This is a genomic window from Candidatus Sulfotelmatobacter sp. (assembly GCA_036500765.1).
Classification (GTDB): domain Bacteria; phylum Acidobacteriota; class Terriglobia; order Terriglobales; family Acidobacteriaceae; genus Sulfotelmatobacter.
This window is the reverse complement of record DASYBM010000016.1, coordinates 375,580-389,643: the sequence shown is the minus strand read 5'-3', so window position 1 is coordinate 389,643 and position 14,064 is coordinate 375,580. Positions and strand designations below refer to the sequence as shown.

The following is a 14,064-nucleotide window of genomic DNA, read 5'->3' as shown; positions in this document are numbered from 1 at the left end:
GATTTTGCGGTTCGGCCAACGACCGACGACCGACGACGCTTCTAAGAGTGTCCGACCTACACGAGACGAAAGCGCCGCTCTCGGATCGTGAACCCAGCCTTTCGGCTATACCCTCGAATGAGGAAGTGGTTGAACGGCCCGTTACGAGCGGCGCCTCACAGTTTCCTATCGGCAATTCTTGCCGCCTCTTGAAAAATCTCGACAAACATTTTTCGCGTCAGCTTGCCGGTCTGCGTGTTCTGGTTCGAGGGATGGTATGACGCAAGTAACACCTTGCCGTCCGGCATGCGGTAATGGACGCCGTGTTTGAAGAGGTACGGTTTCTTGCTGGCGAGCATCCCCTTACGCTTGAGATAGTTCAGGTAGGCGTCGAAGCCGATCTTGCCCAGGGCGACCACGACTTTTACATTTTCTAAGCCGGCCAACTCTCGATCGAGGAAATATGCGCACTCAGCCAGTTCCTGCGGCAGAGGCTTGTTGTCCGGCGGAGCGCAGCGCACTGCGGCGGTGATGTACAGATCGCGCAACTGCATGCCGTCGTTGCGGTCGATGGCGTTGGGCTGGCTGGCAAATCCAGTGTCATACAAAATGGGATACATGAAATTGCCGGAGGCGTCTCCTGTAAACGGGCGCCCGGTGCGATTGGAACCATGCGCGCCCGGAGCCAGGCCCATGATCAGCACGCGCGCGTGGGGATCGCCGAATCCCGGTACGGGTTTACCCCAATATTCCCAGCCGAGATAGGCGCGGCGCTTTACGCGCGCGACCTCTTGCCGGTAAGCGACCAGCCGCGGGCAACGCGTGCACGCAACGACTTCGCGATTGAGAACTGTGAGCCAGGACATCCGGTCATTACATCACATCGCTTGTGGAGGGGCGGACGTCCGGTATGCGTCGGCGTGAGAGTATACCGGGCTTCGCCCGGGGGCGGACGAGGCGTCTGCCCCTCCACAAGCAAACTGTTTATGCGATAGCTTCTAGAGATGGATTCGCGGCCACAGATCGGCGTGCTGCAAACAGCGTGGCAATGGTGGACCTACGCGGCTACGTATGAGGGATATTTCGCGGCCACGCGACGCCTGTTGGGCGTGCTTTGGGAGTTCGCCCTCGATTCCACGCCGGAGCGCCGGCGGCAGCGCTACGGCGATGCCGATTACGACTGGGATCACCTCGTCAACACCACCAGCGGCGCCGTAGGCTGGCGCGACCGCCTGCTGGGCATGTTCCATTCGGCGTATCAGCCGACCGAGCCGGCGGCGTTTCACGAAATGCTCGATGCTTTGCAAAAGACCTTGCAACGGATCCCTGGGCCGGACGGATACACGCTGAATTTCCGCGCCTACTGCTTCATCGATCTCGGGTCGGGCAAGGGACGAACGCTGCTGATGGCCTCGGACTATCCCTTCCGCCGCATCGTGGGCGTGGAGCTTCTGTCCTCTCTGCACCGGATCGCGGAACAGAATTTGCGGCAGTACAAAAGTGAATCGCAGTGCTGCGTCGCGATCGAATCGATCTGCGCCGATGCCGCCGCCTATTCTTTTCCCGAGGATCCACTGGTGCTTTACCTTTTCAATCCATTGCCGGAGTCGGGCATGCGCCGTGTGGTCAGGAACCTGGAATCGTCACTGGCGGCCCGGCCCAGGCCGGTGTACGTGCTGTATCACAATCCGCTGCTGGAGTATGTGTTGGCCGAAAGCGAGCGGCTGAAGAAGATCGCGGGCACGCATCAGTACTCGTTGTTCATGAGCGTGTCGTGAAGTTCAGGAACGTCTCGTGAAGCGGGGCTGATGGTGGAGGGGCGGACGCCGGGGTTCGGAAGATGTGCAAGAAGTTTCATTCTTGACGGGGACTCCGCGGTGGGCAAAAATCCCAAGAGTTTGTACCCACCCCCATGTTTCATCGTCTCTCGTAAGGCATCTACCGAGCTTGGCTTCCGCGAAGTTGTTTCACGGACGGCCTAGCTCCAGAAGTCCCCCTTTTATTTCAACGAAGCAACGCAGATCTCTGCCCACAGACCGTCTCAGGATTGGAAGACGGGCTCGGCCCGAGAATGGAGAGTTGAATGGCGATATGCCCCGGAGCTGTACGGTTTCGCTGGCCGATTCCTTTTTCTTTGGGCTTTGTCTGTTTTTGGCTGATCGCGTTTTGGGTAGTCGCAACCGCAGCCAGCGCGGGGCAGGCCACGGTCTCGACTTATCACAACGACAAGGGACGAACCGGCCACAATCTGCTGGAAACCACTCTTACTTTAAGCAACGTGAACTCCACACAATTTGGCAGGATCTTTTCACAGTATGTGGACGGCTACATTTATGCGCAGCCGTTGTACGTCCCCAATGTCAGCGTCGCGGGACTGGGCACGCACAATGCGGTATTTGTGGCCACCATGAACGACAGCGTCTACGCCTTTGACGCCGATAATCGCGCGGGCTCGAACGCGCAGCCGTTGTGGAAAGTAAGCTTCATCGACCCGAAGAAAGGAATCACGACGGTCTCCAGCAACGACGTAAATTGCTCCGATCTGATTACACCGGAAATTGGGGTTGTGGGCACGCCGGTGATCGACACGACGAGCGGAACGTTGTATGTCGTGGCGCGAACTAAGGAGAAGAAGGGCGTGTTTTATCAGCGGCTGCATGCGCTCGATATCGGCAGCGGAGCGGAAAAATTTGGCGGTCCGGTGGTGATTCAGGCGTCAGTGGCGGGTACGGGCAATGGGTCGGTTAACGGCACGCTGAGCTTTAATCCGCAGATCCAGAATCAACGCTCCGCGCTGCTGTTGCAGAACGGGCAGGTGTACATCGCGTGGGGTTCGCACTGCGACAGCGGCGGCTATCACGGATGGCTGATGGCGTACGACGACAAGTCGCTGGAGCAGAAGGGCGCGTGGGCGACGACGCCGAACGGCGAACAAGGCGCGATTTGGGAGAGCGGCTCCGGGCCGGCCGGAGATGAATCGCTGAATACTTATTTCGCGACGGGCAATGGAACTTTCGACGCCAACAGCGCCGGCACCGATTACGGTCAAAGCATGGTGAAGCTGGCGTCGCCAAAGAAAGGCACGTTTGCGGTGCTCGACTACTTCACGCCCTACAACGGTCCCAACCTGAATGTGGGAGACTTCGACATCGGCTCGGGAGGCTTGATGCTGCTGCCCGACCAGACCAGCGGACCGGTTCTTCATCTGTTGATCCAGGGCGACAAGGTGGGGAACATTTATCTGGTGAACCGCGACAACATGGGGCACTACAATGCGCAGAATAACAATCAGATCGTGCAGTATCTGGCGGGCGCAGAACTGGGAATGTGGAACTCGCCGACGTTCTGGAATAATCGCATCTACTTTGGCGCGGCGAATGACACGCTCAAGGAATTTGGCTTCAATCCAAGCAACGGATTGCTCAACACTGCGCCGGCTTCTCAGACCACGGCTCCATTTCCCTATCCCGGAACCACGATTTCGGTATCGGCGAATCAGGACAGCAACGCCATCGCGTGGGGACTCGACAACTCCTCTTACAAAACCAATACCGGAGCCGTTCTGCACGCCTACGACGCCAAGAACCTGGCGACCGAACTCTACAACACCAACCAGAACGCCAGTCGCGACAATCCGGGCGGGGCCGTGAAGTTCGCCGTGCCGACCGTCGTGAACGGGAAAGTGTATGTGGGGACGCAGAGCAAGCTGAGCGTGTATGGACTGATTTCCAGTTCGAGCCAAGGAAAGGAGTCGTCGGTAAGATCCTCAGATGGCTCCTCTAGGTTGAAATGACAAGCCCTCTGCTGCGGCTTACAATCAGTTGAGGAGCCCTCCAGTTGGAACCTGTCCTGTGTTGCCCTCCCGAGTTGCGTGAGGGTGTGACATGTTGGGCGGGTACCCGGTGAAAATCGATCCCGATGCGAGTTCGTTGGCTGAGCTTTGCGATTGCGCTTTATATAACTGCGACGCTCGCACCTGCGGGCATTGCGGCAGACGCTCCGGTTGACGTCAAAGCTGTGGCTGAGGCGGTCGACGCTCACTACAACCATCTTCATTCGCTTGAGGCAGAGTTCACCGAGTTGTATCGCGGGTCGGGGATGGGGCGGACCGAAACCGGGACGCTGTGGCTGAAAAAACCGGGCAAGATGCGGTGGGAGTACCGTTCTCCCAGGGAGAAGCTGTTTGTCAGCGATGGGAGAGATGCGTGGTTTTACGTCCCGGCGGATCGGCAGGCGCGGAAGACGGCGGCGAAAAAGCTGGATGACGTGCGCTCTCCCCTGGCGTTCTTGCTGGGCAAGGCCAAATTAGAGAAAGAGTTACAGGGATTATCTCTAGCTCCAGATATAGAGCCGCTACAGTCCGGGGACGTGGTGCTGCGGGGAGTGCCGACGGCGTTGGCGGATCGCGTGAGCGAAATTGTGCTGGAGGTGACGCCGGAGCACCAGATTATGCGCATTGTCATTCAGGAAGTGGATGGGGCAGCGACGGAATATCGGTTTGGCGAGACGAAGGAAGACGTGCCGATCGCCGATGGGCGGTTTGCGTTCAAACCGCCGGCGGGGACTGAAACGGTCGAGGGGGCACTGGAGTAGGGGTTCGTGCCAGCAGCGGCGGAAAGCAGATTCCTCGCTTCCGCTCGGAATGACAAAGCATCCTAGCCCTTGAAACATCCATTTCTTGAAGTTACTTGAGTACCGGGCAGGCGTCATCAGATGAGTGTTGGTGTCTTAGAATAGTTAGTGGGAATGTTAGACTGAGCGATAAGGCGAGCTGGGCAAAACGATCGGCAGCGGAATCGGCAAAGTCGGCGGGAAGGTCAGCGGAAAAGTCGGCCAATGGCGGAATTTGTAGTCAAGATCGCGGACGATCGCGGGCACGTCCAGCAGCACATCGAGCAGGGCTACTCGGAAGCGGAAGTGCGCGACCGCTTCTCGCAGCAAGGCTATTTGGTGTACTGGGTCAAGCCCCAGGGCATGCTGACGTCGGGTGTGTCGCTGAGCCGGCGGCGGAAGTTGAAGCAGAGCACGTTTCTGGTGTTCAACCAGCAATTTCTGACGCTGATCCGGGCCGGGCTGCCCATCCTGAATTCGCTGGAACTGCTGATCAAGCGGCAGAAAGACGCGCAGTTGCGGCAGATTCTGGAGAACGTGCGCGATCGGGTGAAGGGCGGCGAATTGCTGTCGGATTCTTTTGCGGCGCAGGGGATCGTGCCCAAAATTTATACGACCACCCTGATGGCGGGGGAAAAGAGCGGCAACATCGACGAGGTGCTGACGCGCTATATCGCCTTTCAGCGGCTGGCCATGACGTTCCGCAAGAAGCTGTTCGTGTCGCTGATTTATCCCACGCTGCTGATCAGCGTGGTGATCATCATGGTGACGTTTTTGTTCACTTACGTGGTGCCGAAGTTTGCGGATTTGTTTGAGAGCCTGGACGCGAAGCTGCCGGCCATCACGGTGTTCATGCTCGACGTTGGGCAGAATGCGCAGAGGTATGGGCCATATTTCTTTGTTGGGCTGGTAATTTTCCTGTTCGCGATGTGGCGCTGGAAAGAAACCGATCGTGGAGCGGACCAGATCGATCGCGTGATTTTGAGCACGCCGGTGTTGGGCGACATTCGATTGAAGCACCAGATTGCGAGTTTCTCGCGCATGCTTTCGACGCTGTTGCAGGGCGGCCTGCCGCTGGTGCCGGCGATGGAAACCGCAGGCGCTTCGATGAGCAGCCGTCGCATCTTAAAGGGAGTGATGCGGGCCGGCGTAAGAGTGCGCGAGGGCCAGGGACTGGCGGGCAGCCTGGAAGAGCAGAAGATTTTTCCGGAGCTGGCGGTGGAAATGATCGAAGTCGGAGAATCCACCGGAGCGTTGCCGGCGATGCTGAACTCGGTGGCGGAATTTTACGAAGAAGACGTGCAGACAGCGCTGGGCGCGTCGATGGCACTGATCGAGCCGCTGATTTTGATTGTGATGGCGATTTTTGTCGGCGGAGTGCTGATTTCGCTGTATTTGCCGATCTTTACTTTGGGAGTGCATTAAATCGTCGTTAGTCGTCGGTCGTCGGTCGTTAGTCGTCGGCCACTGACAGATGACGACGACTGAAATTTTTGAGTGGGCCGCAGCAGGAATAAGCATGGCGACAGCCGATAAAAAATCGTTGTTCGTAGGTGGGGGAAACGGCGGGCCGATCAGCCCGACGGGAAATCCTATCACCGACCTGGAGCGCGCACAGGATGTGGCGCGGCGCTATCGCTGCGAGTTTATCGACCTGTCGGGCTTTGAGTTGCATCACGAGCTGTTCAAGAAAATTCCCGTCGAGCTGATGTTCCGCTACAAGTTTGTGCCGCTCGAAGAAACTGTCGACGGCAAGCTGGCCATCGCCATCGCCGATCCCAGCCAGCTGATGATGATCGACGAGATCAGCCTGCTGCTGAAGCAGCGCATCATCACCAAAGTTTCAACGCTGAAGCAGATCGACAACATCCTCACCAAGACCGAGCAGTCGCAGCGGGTGCTCGAAGAGGCCAGCGAAGGCTTCCAGATTATTCGCGAGGACGAGAATACCGGCGCCGAAGAGACACTGAGCATCGACAAGTTGACGGCGACGGGCGATACCAGCCCGATCATCCGCTTAGTCGATACTACGATCTTCACCGCGCTGCAACGGCGAGCGTCCGACATTCACATTGAGACCCGCGACGATTCCGTGGTCATCAAGTTCCGCATTGACGGTGTGCTCACGCAGGCCATGCCGCCGATCGGCAAAGAGCACCATTCGACGGTGATTTCGCGTATCAAGGTTATGAGCGAGCTCGATATTTCCGAGCGGCGCGTGCCCCAGGACGGACGCTTCCGCGTGAAATATAACGGGCGCGCCATCGACTTCCGCGTCTCGATCATGCCCTCGATTCATGGCGAAGACGCTGTATTACGTGTCCTCGATAAAGAATCGATGAGCGAGAAGTTCCGGACTCTGACTCTCGACGTAGTTGGGTTTGACGAAGATGACCTGCGCCGCTTTCGCCGCTACATCAAAGAACCGTACGGCATGGTGCTGGTGACGGGGCCGACGGGCAGTGGCAAAACGACTACGCTCTACGCCGCGGTCAACGAAATCAAGACCGACGAAGACAAGATCATCACCATTGAAGATCCAGTCGAATATCAGTTGCGCGGCATTACGCAGATTCCGGTGAACGAGAAAAAAGGACTGACCTTCGCGCGCGGGCTGCGATCGATTCTGCGCCATGATCCGGACAAGATCATGGTGGGCGAAATCCGCGACTCGGAAACGGCGCAGATCGCCATTCAATCGGCGCTGACCGGTCACCTGGTCTTTACCACGGTTCACGCCAACAACGTGGTCGATGTGATTGGCCGATTCCTGAATATGGGCGTCGAGCCTTACAACTTTGTTTCGGCGTTGAACTGCATTCTGGCGCAGCGACTGGTGCGGTTGATTTGCGAATCGTGCCGCACGGAAGTCCATTACGCGCCCGAAGTTCTGGAAGCCAGCGGGCTCGATGCGGCGCAGTGGGGCAAGGTTCCGTTGTATGACGGGCCGGGCTGCATTGAGTGCGCGGGCACGGGATTCCGCGGGCGAACCGCGATTCACGAACTGCTGGATTTAAGCGACCGCATCCGGGAAATGATTCTGGCCAAGAAGCCGACGTCGGAGATTCGGCGCGCCGCCCGCGATGAGGGCATGCGCTTCCTGCGCGAGTCGGCGCTGGATAAAGTCCGGCTGGGAATGACCACGCTGAAGGAGATCAATAAGGTCACGTTCATTGAGGCGATGAGGTAAGGCATTGTTCGAAGGTTTCAAGGTTTCAATATTCTGCAAATGAATCCCGAGGCTTTCATCGTTGAAACTTTGAAGCCGTGAAACTCTGAAACTGTGAAACCTGCCAACCTCAAGTTCCCTTTCAGCTATTGCAATTCCTGGCGATAAGGATTCTGATTTAGAGAACAGAATTACTCAAAGGCGTACTCGGGAATGAGTTCCAATTCAAACACACCTAAGCCGAAGCTGGCTTGCGAAATTGCGGCGGACCGCGTGCTGGCCGGGCGCTTCTCGGATGCGGGAGGCGGGCTGGAGGCTTCGGCGGCGCGCGAACTGGCGCCGGGCAGCGTGGTTCCGGATCTGGTGGAAAACAATTTGCGGCAGCGCGAAGCGGTGCGCGCCGGAATCCACGAGGCGCTGGGCGGAGTGGCGCAGCGCTCGAAAGATGTGATTGCCGTTGTTCCCGACGCTGCCGTGCGGGTGATGCTGGTCGAATTCGATGCGCTGCCCTCGGATTCGGACGAGGCGCTGGGCGTGGTGAAATTCCGGCTGAAGAAGTCTCTGCCCTTCGACGTCGACAAAGCGAAGGTTTCGTATCACGCCCAGAAAGTAGGCGAGGAAGTGCGCGTCGTGGCAGCTGTGGCGATGACAAGCGTCATCGAAGATTACGAGAAAGTATTTCGCGAGGCGGGATTCAATCCCGGCGTGGTGCTGCCCTCGACGCTGGCGGCGATTGGCGCGGCCGACGGGAAGAAGCCGACGCTGGTAATCAAAGTGGATGCGCACACGACGAGTATTGCGATCCTGAATCAGGATCAGCTGCAACTGTTCCGCACGCTGGAAAACTCGCGCGGCGTGACCATTAACGGCGAGCAACTGGCGGAGGAAGTGTATCCGTCGGTGGTGTTTTTTCAGGACACTTATCACCTGAACATCGAGCGCATCTATATTGCCGGGTTGGCGGAGCCGGGCGGAGCCGCTCCGGCGTTGCGGGCGCAGACCGGCGCCGATGTGCAGGAGCTGGTGTCGTCAGCGCAACTGGGCGCGAGCACGGGCGGGGCGGTGCCGAAGTGGAGAATGGCAGGAGTGGTGGGAGCGTTAATTTCGTGAAAACCGTCGTTGGTCGTCGGTCGTTGGTCGTCGGCAAAACCCAAACCAACTACTGACGACCGAAGACCGACGACCGAAGACTAACGACTAACGACCGATTTTATGCGTCTTGATATCAATCTCGCGAGCCAGCCTTACGAGGATGCGCGCCAGTTCTGGATGCGCTGGGGCACCGCCGTGGGTGCGGTGGGGGTGCTGACGCTGGTGCTGGTAACGCTGGACGTGACCGGCTGGGTGAATGCGCGGCGGGATCGGGCGGCCATTGCGCAGAAGGAAGCGATGATTGCCGATCGCGATCGATTGCGCGCCAACGCGGAGGGATTTCTGAATCGTCAGGAAAACCGCAACACCCGCGATATGTCGCAGTTTCTGAATGAACTGATCGAGCGCAAGGCGTTTTCCTGGACGCGCGTGCTGGAAAATCTGGAAAAGGTAATGCCGCCGCGAGTGCACCTGATCGCGATCACGCCGCAGCTCGATGAGGATAATCAGCTGGGGCTGAAGATGAGCGTGGCGGGCGATTCGCGGGATCGGGCACTCGAACTGGCGCGCCGCATGGAGGAATCGAAGCGCTTCGCGGAAACGCACATCACGGACGCGCGTTTTCAGCAGTCGCAGACCGGTGACAACGAGCAAGTCGATATTGTTGCGGTGTACATTCCCGAGCCGCCGCCCGCGGGCCCGGAGGCGCAGAAACTGGAGCCGAGGGCGAAGACCGGCGCCAAACCGAGCGAAGGCAAAGGATCCGAGGGTAAACCTTCGAATGGCAAGTCTTCTAATGGCAAATCTTCGAATGACAAATCAGTGGCTAAACCGGGCCTGAAACCGAAACGGGCGATGCCGAACGGAGGGCCGCGCTAATGCCTGACTTCCGGCGAACCCGAAAAAGTCTGAAAACGGCGCTGGCCATCATGGCGGCGGCGGATGTGCTGGCCGCGGCGGTATATTTTTCGCCGCTCGTCGGTTCCGCGGAATCGCGGCGGCAGGAATTGAACACGCTGCAAACGGAGTTGATCACGAAGACGCGCCAGGTGGCGCCGCTGAAAGATCTTCCGCAGAAAGTTATTTTGGCCAGTCACGAGATCGGCGACTTTTATAAGAAGCGCTTCCCTACCCAGGAGTCGCAGATTCTGACGGAACTGGGGAAGATCGCGGCCGCCAACGGTGTAACCATCGACCAGGAGAAGTACAAAGTGCTGCCCACCGACGCCGGGGGATTGGAGCCGGTGGAAATCGAAGCGGACTTCTCCGGCAACTATACCGCACTCGCCCATTTCATTAACGCGATGGAGCGAGACGAAATGTTTTTTATCATCAATAGCGTTACGCTTGGCGGCCAGCCGCAGGGTCCGGTCAAATTGAGCGTGAAGCTGGAAGCGTATTTGAAGGCGGGATCGTAAGTGCAACTGGGATTCGAAAACAAGAAGAAGACGATGTGGGCGGCCGGGCTGGGCGCAGTGGCGATTCTCGCGCTGGCGTTTGAAGTCATCCCGTATTTCACCGGATCGTCGACCGAGGCTTCTTCGAGCGTGCCGCCGATTGCGGCGCCAGTCACGCCCCGGTCGAATCCGCGCGCGGGAGCGAAGCCGACGAAGAAGGCGCGCGTGGAAAATCTCGATCCCACGTTGCGGCTCGATTTGCTGGCTACAAGCGAACAAACGATCTATCAGGGGAATGGGCGAAACATTTTTGTATCGCAGGCGGAAGATGTGAAGATTGAGCATCCCACGTCATCGGGTGCAACTGATGTAACCAAGGGTCCGGCTTACGTTGTGCCAACCGCGCCGGCTTCGCCACCGATTCCGCTCAAGTTCTATGGGTTCGCGAGCCGGATGGGCGAGCCAAAGAAAATATTCCTGAAGAATGGCGAAGATGTCTTCGTCGCGGGAGAAGGCGAAATTGTGGACCGGCAATATAAGGTGATTCATATCACGCCCACGTCGGTGGAGATTCAGGACGTGGTGAACAGCGGCCCCCCGCAAAGCATTCCGCTGACGCAGGGGTGAAAGGATTGGGTAATTGAGTGATTTTGTAATTGGGTAATTGAAAACCGGAGGGCGTATCAATTACTCAATTTCACAATTACTCAATTTTAGCGATGTTGTTGCGACCAGAAATTCGAGACAGACGGGACAGCGGCTACATCATGCTGACGCTGACTCTGGTCATGGCGCTGATGGTCATCTTTGCGGCGGTGATCGTGCCGACGATTGCGTTCGACATCAAGCGCGATCGGGAAGAGGAGATGATTCACCGCGGCGTGCAGTACGCGCGAGCAATTCGCGGGTACTACAAAAAATTCGGCCGCTACCCGGTCAAGCTCGAGGATCTCGAGAGCAGCAACAACCTTCGTTTTCTGCGCAAGCGGTATAAGGATCCTGAGAACTGCAAGAACGGCGTCTGCAAAGATTTCGTTTTGCTGCACTATGGCGACCCGCAACTGGCGATGGGCGGACTTGCCCTCGGTGGCGGATCGATACCCGGCGCAAATCCGATCGGCGGAAACGGGCCGAATGGTCCAGGCGGGCCTCCGGGAAATGCGCTGTTCGGAGCGAATTCCAATTCGTCGTTCGGTCAGAATCAGGCAGCGACGAATACGCCGGCGGGAACGGATGCATCGCAGCCGAATTCGCAAAACGGTGCGGACGCGACCGGCGCAAATGGGACGGGCGACGCCAATGGGACAGGCAACAATAACGGCACAGGGAGCGGTACCGGTGGGAATAGCAGCGGCCCCGGCGCGACCTTTGGCGGCGGTCCGATTGTGGGAGTGACCAGCGCCAATAAGAAAGACAAGACCATCCGCGAGTTCAATCACAAAAAAAAATACAACGAATGGCAGTTCGTTTACGACCCGACGACCGATCGTGGCGGCCTGATCAAAGGCCCGTACCAGCCGCAGATTACGGCGTTCGGACAGCAGGGCATGCCGAATCTCAACGGTCAGCAGCCGGGGAGCAGCAGTCCGTTCAGTTCGTCGCCTTCGGGAATGCAGAATAATTCAAGTTCGCCATCGTCGGGAGGATTCGGAGCACCGAACCCTCCGGCGACGAATCCTCCACAGCAGCAGTGAAGGACAGCCGCGCTGCGCGCGGGGGACGGCCGAGGGCCGTCCCCACATAAACTCTCTCCGAGTGAAAAGGCCTCACCGTTTTGGTGAGGCCGCTCCAGGTTTCCAGAAGGATTTCGCGACGGTTACACGCTGAAGGATGAGCCGCAGCCGCAAGTACTTTTCACGTTCGGGTTTTCGAACTTGAAGCCGGCGCCTTCGAGGGTTTCGACGTAGTCGACGATGCAGCCATTCAAATACATCACCGAAGTCGCATCGACGAACACTTTGAGGCCATCCATGTCGAAGGTCTTGTCCATCATGCCGGCGCCGTTTTCGAACTGCATGGAATAGGAGAAACCCGAGCAGCCGCCACCCACTACGCCAATGCGCAAGCCGGCGGGAACGGGATTCTGCTGTCCCATGATCTCTTTCACCTTGCCGACGGCGTTGGTGGTCAGGGTCACAGGGGCGGGCTTCTTGGTGACTTCAGTTTTGGTCGCTTCGGTTTTGGTCACTTCAGGTATGGATGTGGTGGCCATTGGTATCTCCTTGGCTCTAAAGCTGTTTTAATTATAGCAAAAGACGTTTCCGTCACAAGCGCGGTTCCAGCCCAGGTGCGGAAGCTCTCTGGGCATTGGATGCGGGCCGCCGACGGCGGGTCGCCTTTCTTGCTGGGGCCGTGACGGCACTTAACCGACTTCGCACCATGTATTAATTCAGTGCCGGGGCTTGCCAACGGGTCTATAATCGTCGCGTTAAGGCCTTCCCGCCTGGACGCGGGTTTTGCGCGCGCCTCGCTCAGGAAGCGGAAGCTGCTCGCTTGGGTTCACTCTGCCGAGGTGGCTTATGCTGACGATAGTGGCGGTTGGATTTGGGATTTTCGCCGTTGGTCTGATCATCCTGCTGATCTACAAGAGCACGCTCACCATGCACGAAGATGAGCAACTGTTTCTGGATGATGCCAACTCGCACATGCAGGAAGAACAGACCGAACTGTTAGTCAAGGTCAACCGTTTGACGATTCCGATGCGCGTGTTCAGTATTGGGGCCGGAGTATTTCTTCTGGCACTGGTGGCGATGCTGATCTTCCAGAAATTGAACGAGGTTCAGTAAGCAACGGTGTTCGTGAGAGCAATGTGGAGCGGCGATGCAGCGTCGCGGTCCGGGATAATTGTTTGCACAGGGAGTATTCCCCTGGACCATCTTCCTTTGGGCGATCGAGTCTTGGGACTATCGAGTCTATCGAGTCCGTCCTATTTCCTCAACATTGTCCAAGCAGTAAACTATATTTCCGAACGCGCGAAAGTGGCGGAATTGGCAGACGCACCAGACTTAGGATCTGGCGGGTAAAACCGTGGGGGTTCGAGTCCCCCCTTTCGCACCAATCGCTTTGAAGAACCTCAGGTTGGTTGCCGCACCGAAACTTTCCTCGTTCCGATCGCACCGCCAAGGCTCCCGATTGTGCCAGGGTGATTTAGGCATCGATGCGTCTGGGGATATTTTCCGGAGGAGCATGAACGATCAGGAATTGCTGCGCGAGGCTCTCGAAGAAGCGCGGACCGGATTGCGCGAAGGCGGCTTGCCGATCGGCTCGGTGCTCGCCGACCGGCGCGGGCAGATTGTCGCCCGGGGATATAACCTGCGCGTGCAGAGCGGAGACCCGACGGCGCATGCGGAAGTCGTCTGCGTGCGCAATGCCGGACGGCGGCGGGATTGGGCCGAGTTGACGCTGGTCAGCACGTTGAGTCCGTGCATCATGTGCACGGGGACGGCCTTGCTGTTTCGCATTCCCCGCGTCGTAATCGGCGAGAACCGGAACTTTATGGGAGCGGAGGAATTGTTCCGGAAGAGCGCAGTAAGTGTGGTCGTGCTTGACGATGAGGAATGTGTTCGCCTGATGCGCGAATTCATTGCGGCGCATGCCGACTTGTGGAATGAGGACATTGGGAAATAAGATCGCGGGTTTCGCTTAGCGCGCCGCAGGAACGTGACGATCGTGCTTCGGCGGAGCCGCGCTCTCGCTGGCAGGAAGCGGGCTCTTCAAATCCCATCGGCACAGCGGGCAGCGAGTGGCCACGGAGAAGACAATGCGACCACAAGCTACACAGTTGAGGTTGGGGCAAACTCTCATGTTCGAGCTCCT

Annotated in this window: 14 protein-coding genes and 1 tRNA gene; 13 read left to right on the top strand and 2 right to left on the bottom strand. The window is 57.9% G+C overall.

Going from position 1 to position 14,064, the window contains the following annotated elements; translation table 11 throughout:
• Positions 1-155: 155 nt before the first annotated feature.
• On the bottom strand, positions 156-845 hold the full coding sequence (locus VGM18_18755; protein ID HEY3975054.1) for a uracil-DNA glycosylase: 690 nt from the start codon (positions 843-845) through the stop codon (positions 156-158).
• Positions 846-983: 138 nt separating this feature from the next.
• Here VGM18_18755 and VGM18_18750 point away from each other — a divergent pair, with 138 nt between their 5' ends.
• From VGM18_18750 to VGM18_18705, 10 genes are all read left to right on the top strand, one after another.
• Positions 984-1,757 carry a class I SAM-dependent methyltransferase gene (locus tag VGM18_18750; GenBank protein HEY3975053.1) on the top strand — a complete coding sequence of 258 codons (774 nt, stop codon included), beginning with the start codon at positions 984-986 and terminating at the stop codon, positions 1,755-1,757.
• Positions 1,758-2,062: 305 nt separating this feature from the next.
• Complete coding sequence (locus VGM18_18745; protein HEY3975052.1) at positions 2,063-3,772, top strand: pyrrolo-quinoline quinone; 1,710 nt, start codon at positions 2,063-2,065, stop codon at positions 3,770-3,772.
• A 125-nt stretch (positions 3,773-3,897) separates the two neighbouring features.
• Positions 3,898-4,572, top strand: a complete 675-nt coding sequence (gene lolA / locus VGM18_18740) for an outer membrane lipoprotein chaperone LolA (GenBank protein HEY3975051.1) — start codon at positions 3,898-3,900, stop codon at positions 4,570-4,572.
• A gap of 243 nt (positions 4,573-4,815) precedes the next feature.
• The gene (locus VGM18_18735) at positions 4,816-6,015 is read left to right on the top strand and encodes a type II secretion system F family protein (protein ID HEY3975050.1); all 1,200 of its coding nucleotides are present in this window, start codon (positions 4,816-4,818) and stop codon (positions 6,013-6,015) included.
• A 94-nt stretch (positions 6,016-6,109) separates the two neighbouring features.
• Positions 6,110-7,780 (top strand): GspE/PulE family protein, encoded by a 1,671-nt coding sequence (locus tag VGM18_18730; GenBank protein ID HEY3975049.1) that lies wholly within the window; start codon positions 6,110-6,112, stop codon positions 7,778-7,780.
• Between the two features lie 192 nt (positions 7,781-7,972).
• The gene (locus tag VGM18_18725; GenBank protein HEY3975048.1) at positions 7,973-8,869 is read left to right on the top strand and encodes a hypothetical protein; all 897 of its coding nucleotides are present in this window, start codon (positions 7,973-7,975) and stop codon (positions 8,867-8,869) included.
• A gap of 102 nt (positions 8,870-8,971) precedes the next feature.
• Positions 8,972-9,730, top strand: coding sequence for a hypothetical protein (locus VGM18_18720; GenBank protein ID HEY3975047.1), 759 nt, complete (start codon positions 8,972-8,974; stop codon positions 9,728-9,730).
• Positions 9,730-10,269 carry a hypothetical protein gene (locus tag VGM18_18715; GenBank protein HEY3975046.1) on the top strand — a complete coding sequence of 180 codons (540 nt, stop codon included), beginning with the start codon at positions 9,730-9,732 and terminating at the stop codon, positions 10,267-10,269. Before VGM18_18720 ends, VGM18_18715 begins: the two co-directional genes overlap by 1 nt.
• Entirely contained in the window at positions 10,270-10,875 is a 606-nt protein-coding gene (locus VGM18_18710; protein HEY3975045.1) for a hypothetical protein, read from the top strand.
• A gap of 140 nt (positions 10,876-11,015) precedes the next feature.
• Positions 11,016-11,942, top strand: coding sequence for a hypothetical protein (locus tag VGM18_18705; GenBank protein ID HEY3975044.1), 927 nt, complete (start codon positions 11,016-11,018; stop codon positions 11,940-11,942).
• Between the two features lie 122 nt (positions 11,943-12,064).
• Here VGM18_18705 and VGM18_18700 read toward each other — a convergent pair whose 3' ends face one another.
• Positions 12,065-12,460, bottom strand: coding sequence for an iron-sulfur cluster assembly accessory protein (locus tag VGM18_18700; protein ID HEY3975043.1), 396 nt, complete (start codon positions 12,458-12,460; stop codon positions 12,065-12,067).
• 307 nt (positions 12,461-12,767) lie between these two features.
• Here VGM18_18700 and VGM18_18695 point away from each other — a divergent pair, with 307 nt between their 5' ends.
• The 3 genes from VGM18_18695 to VGM18_18685 all read left to right on the top strand — a co-directional run bounded on the left by VGM18_18695 (position 12,768) and on the right by VGM18_18685 (position 13,875).
• Positions 12,768-13,034, top strand: a complete 267-nt coding sequence (locus VGM18_18695; protein ID HEY3975042.1) for a hypothetical protein — start codon at positions 12,768-12,770, stop codon at positions 13,032-13,034.
• Positions 13,035-13,220: 186 nt separating this feature from the next.
• Positions 13,221-13,305 (top strand) — tRNA-Leu (locus VGM18_18690).
• 129 nt (positions 13,306-13,434) lie between these two features.
• Complete coding sequence (locus VGM18_18685; protein ID HEY3975041.1) at positions 13,435-13,875, top strand: nucleoside deaminase; 441 nt, start codon at positions 13,435-13,437, stop codon at positions 13,873-13,875.
• Positions 13,876-14,064: the final 189 nt, after the last annotated feature.

Bases quoted from the DNA above. Each gene is read 5' to 3' on its own strand.
- VGM18_18755 (HEY3975054.1), bottom strand. From the start codon at position 845: ATGTCCTGGCTCACAGTTCTCAATCGCGAAGTCGTTGCGTGCACGCGT.
- VGM18_18750 (HEY3975053.1), top strand. From the start codon at position 984: ATGGATTCGCGGCCACAGATCGGCGTGCTGCAAACAGCGTGGCAATGG.
- VGM18_18745 (HEY3975052.1), top strand. From the start codon at position 2,063: ATGGCGATATGCCCCGGAGCTGTACGGTTTCGCTGGCCGATTCCTTTT.
- lolA (HEY3975051.1), top strand. From the start codon at position 3,898: ATGCGAGTTCGTTGGCTGAGCTTTGCGATTGCGCTTTATATAACTGCG.
- VGM18_18735 (HEY3975050.1), top strand. From the start codon at position 4,816: ATGGCGGAATTTGTAGTCAAGATCGCGGACGATCGCGGGCACGTCCAG.
- VGM18_18730 (HEY3975049.1), top strand. From the start codon at position 6,110: ATGGCGACAGCCGATAAAAAATCGTTGTTCGTAGGTGGGGGAAACGGC.
- VGM18_18725 (HEY3975048.1), top strand. From the start codon at position 7,973: ATGAGTTCCAATTCAAACACACCTAAGCCGAAGCTGGCTTGCGAAATT.
- VGM18_18720 (HEY3975047.1), top strand. From the start codon at position 8,972: ATGCGTCTTGATATCAATCTCGCGAGCCAGCCTTACGAGGATGCGCGC.
- VGM18_18715 (HEY3975046.1), top strand. From the start codon at position 9,730: ATGCCTGACTTCCGGCGAACCCGAAAAAGTCTGAAAACGGCGCTGGCC.
- VGM18_18705 (HEY3975044.1), top strand. From the start codon at position 11,016: ATGCTGACGCTGACTCTGGTCATGGCGCTGATGGTCATCTTTGCGGCG.
- VGM18_18700 (HEY3975043.1), bottom strand. From the start codon at position 12,460: ATGGCCACCACATCCATACCTGAAGTGACCAAAACCGAAGCGACCAAA.
- VGM18_18695 (HEY3975042.1), top strand. From the start codon at position 12,768: ATGCTGACGATAGTGGCGGTTGGATTTGGGATTTTCGCCGTTGGTCTG.
- VGM18_18685 (HEY3975041.1), top strand. From the start codon at position 13,435: ATGAACGATCAGGAATTGCTGCGCGAGGCTCTCGAAGAAGCGCGGACC.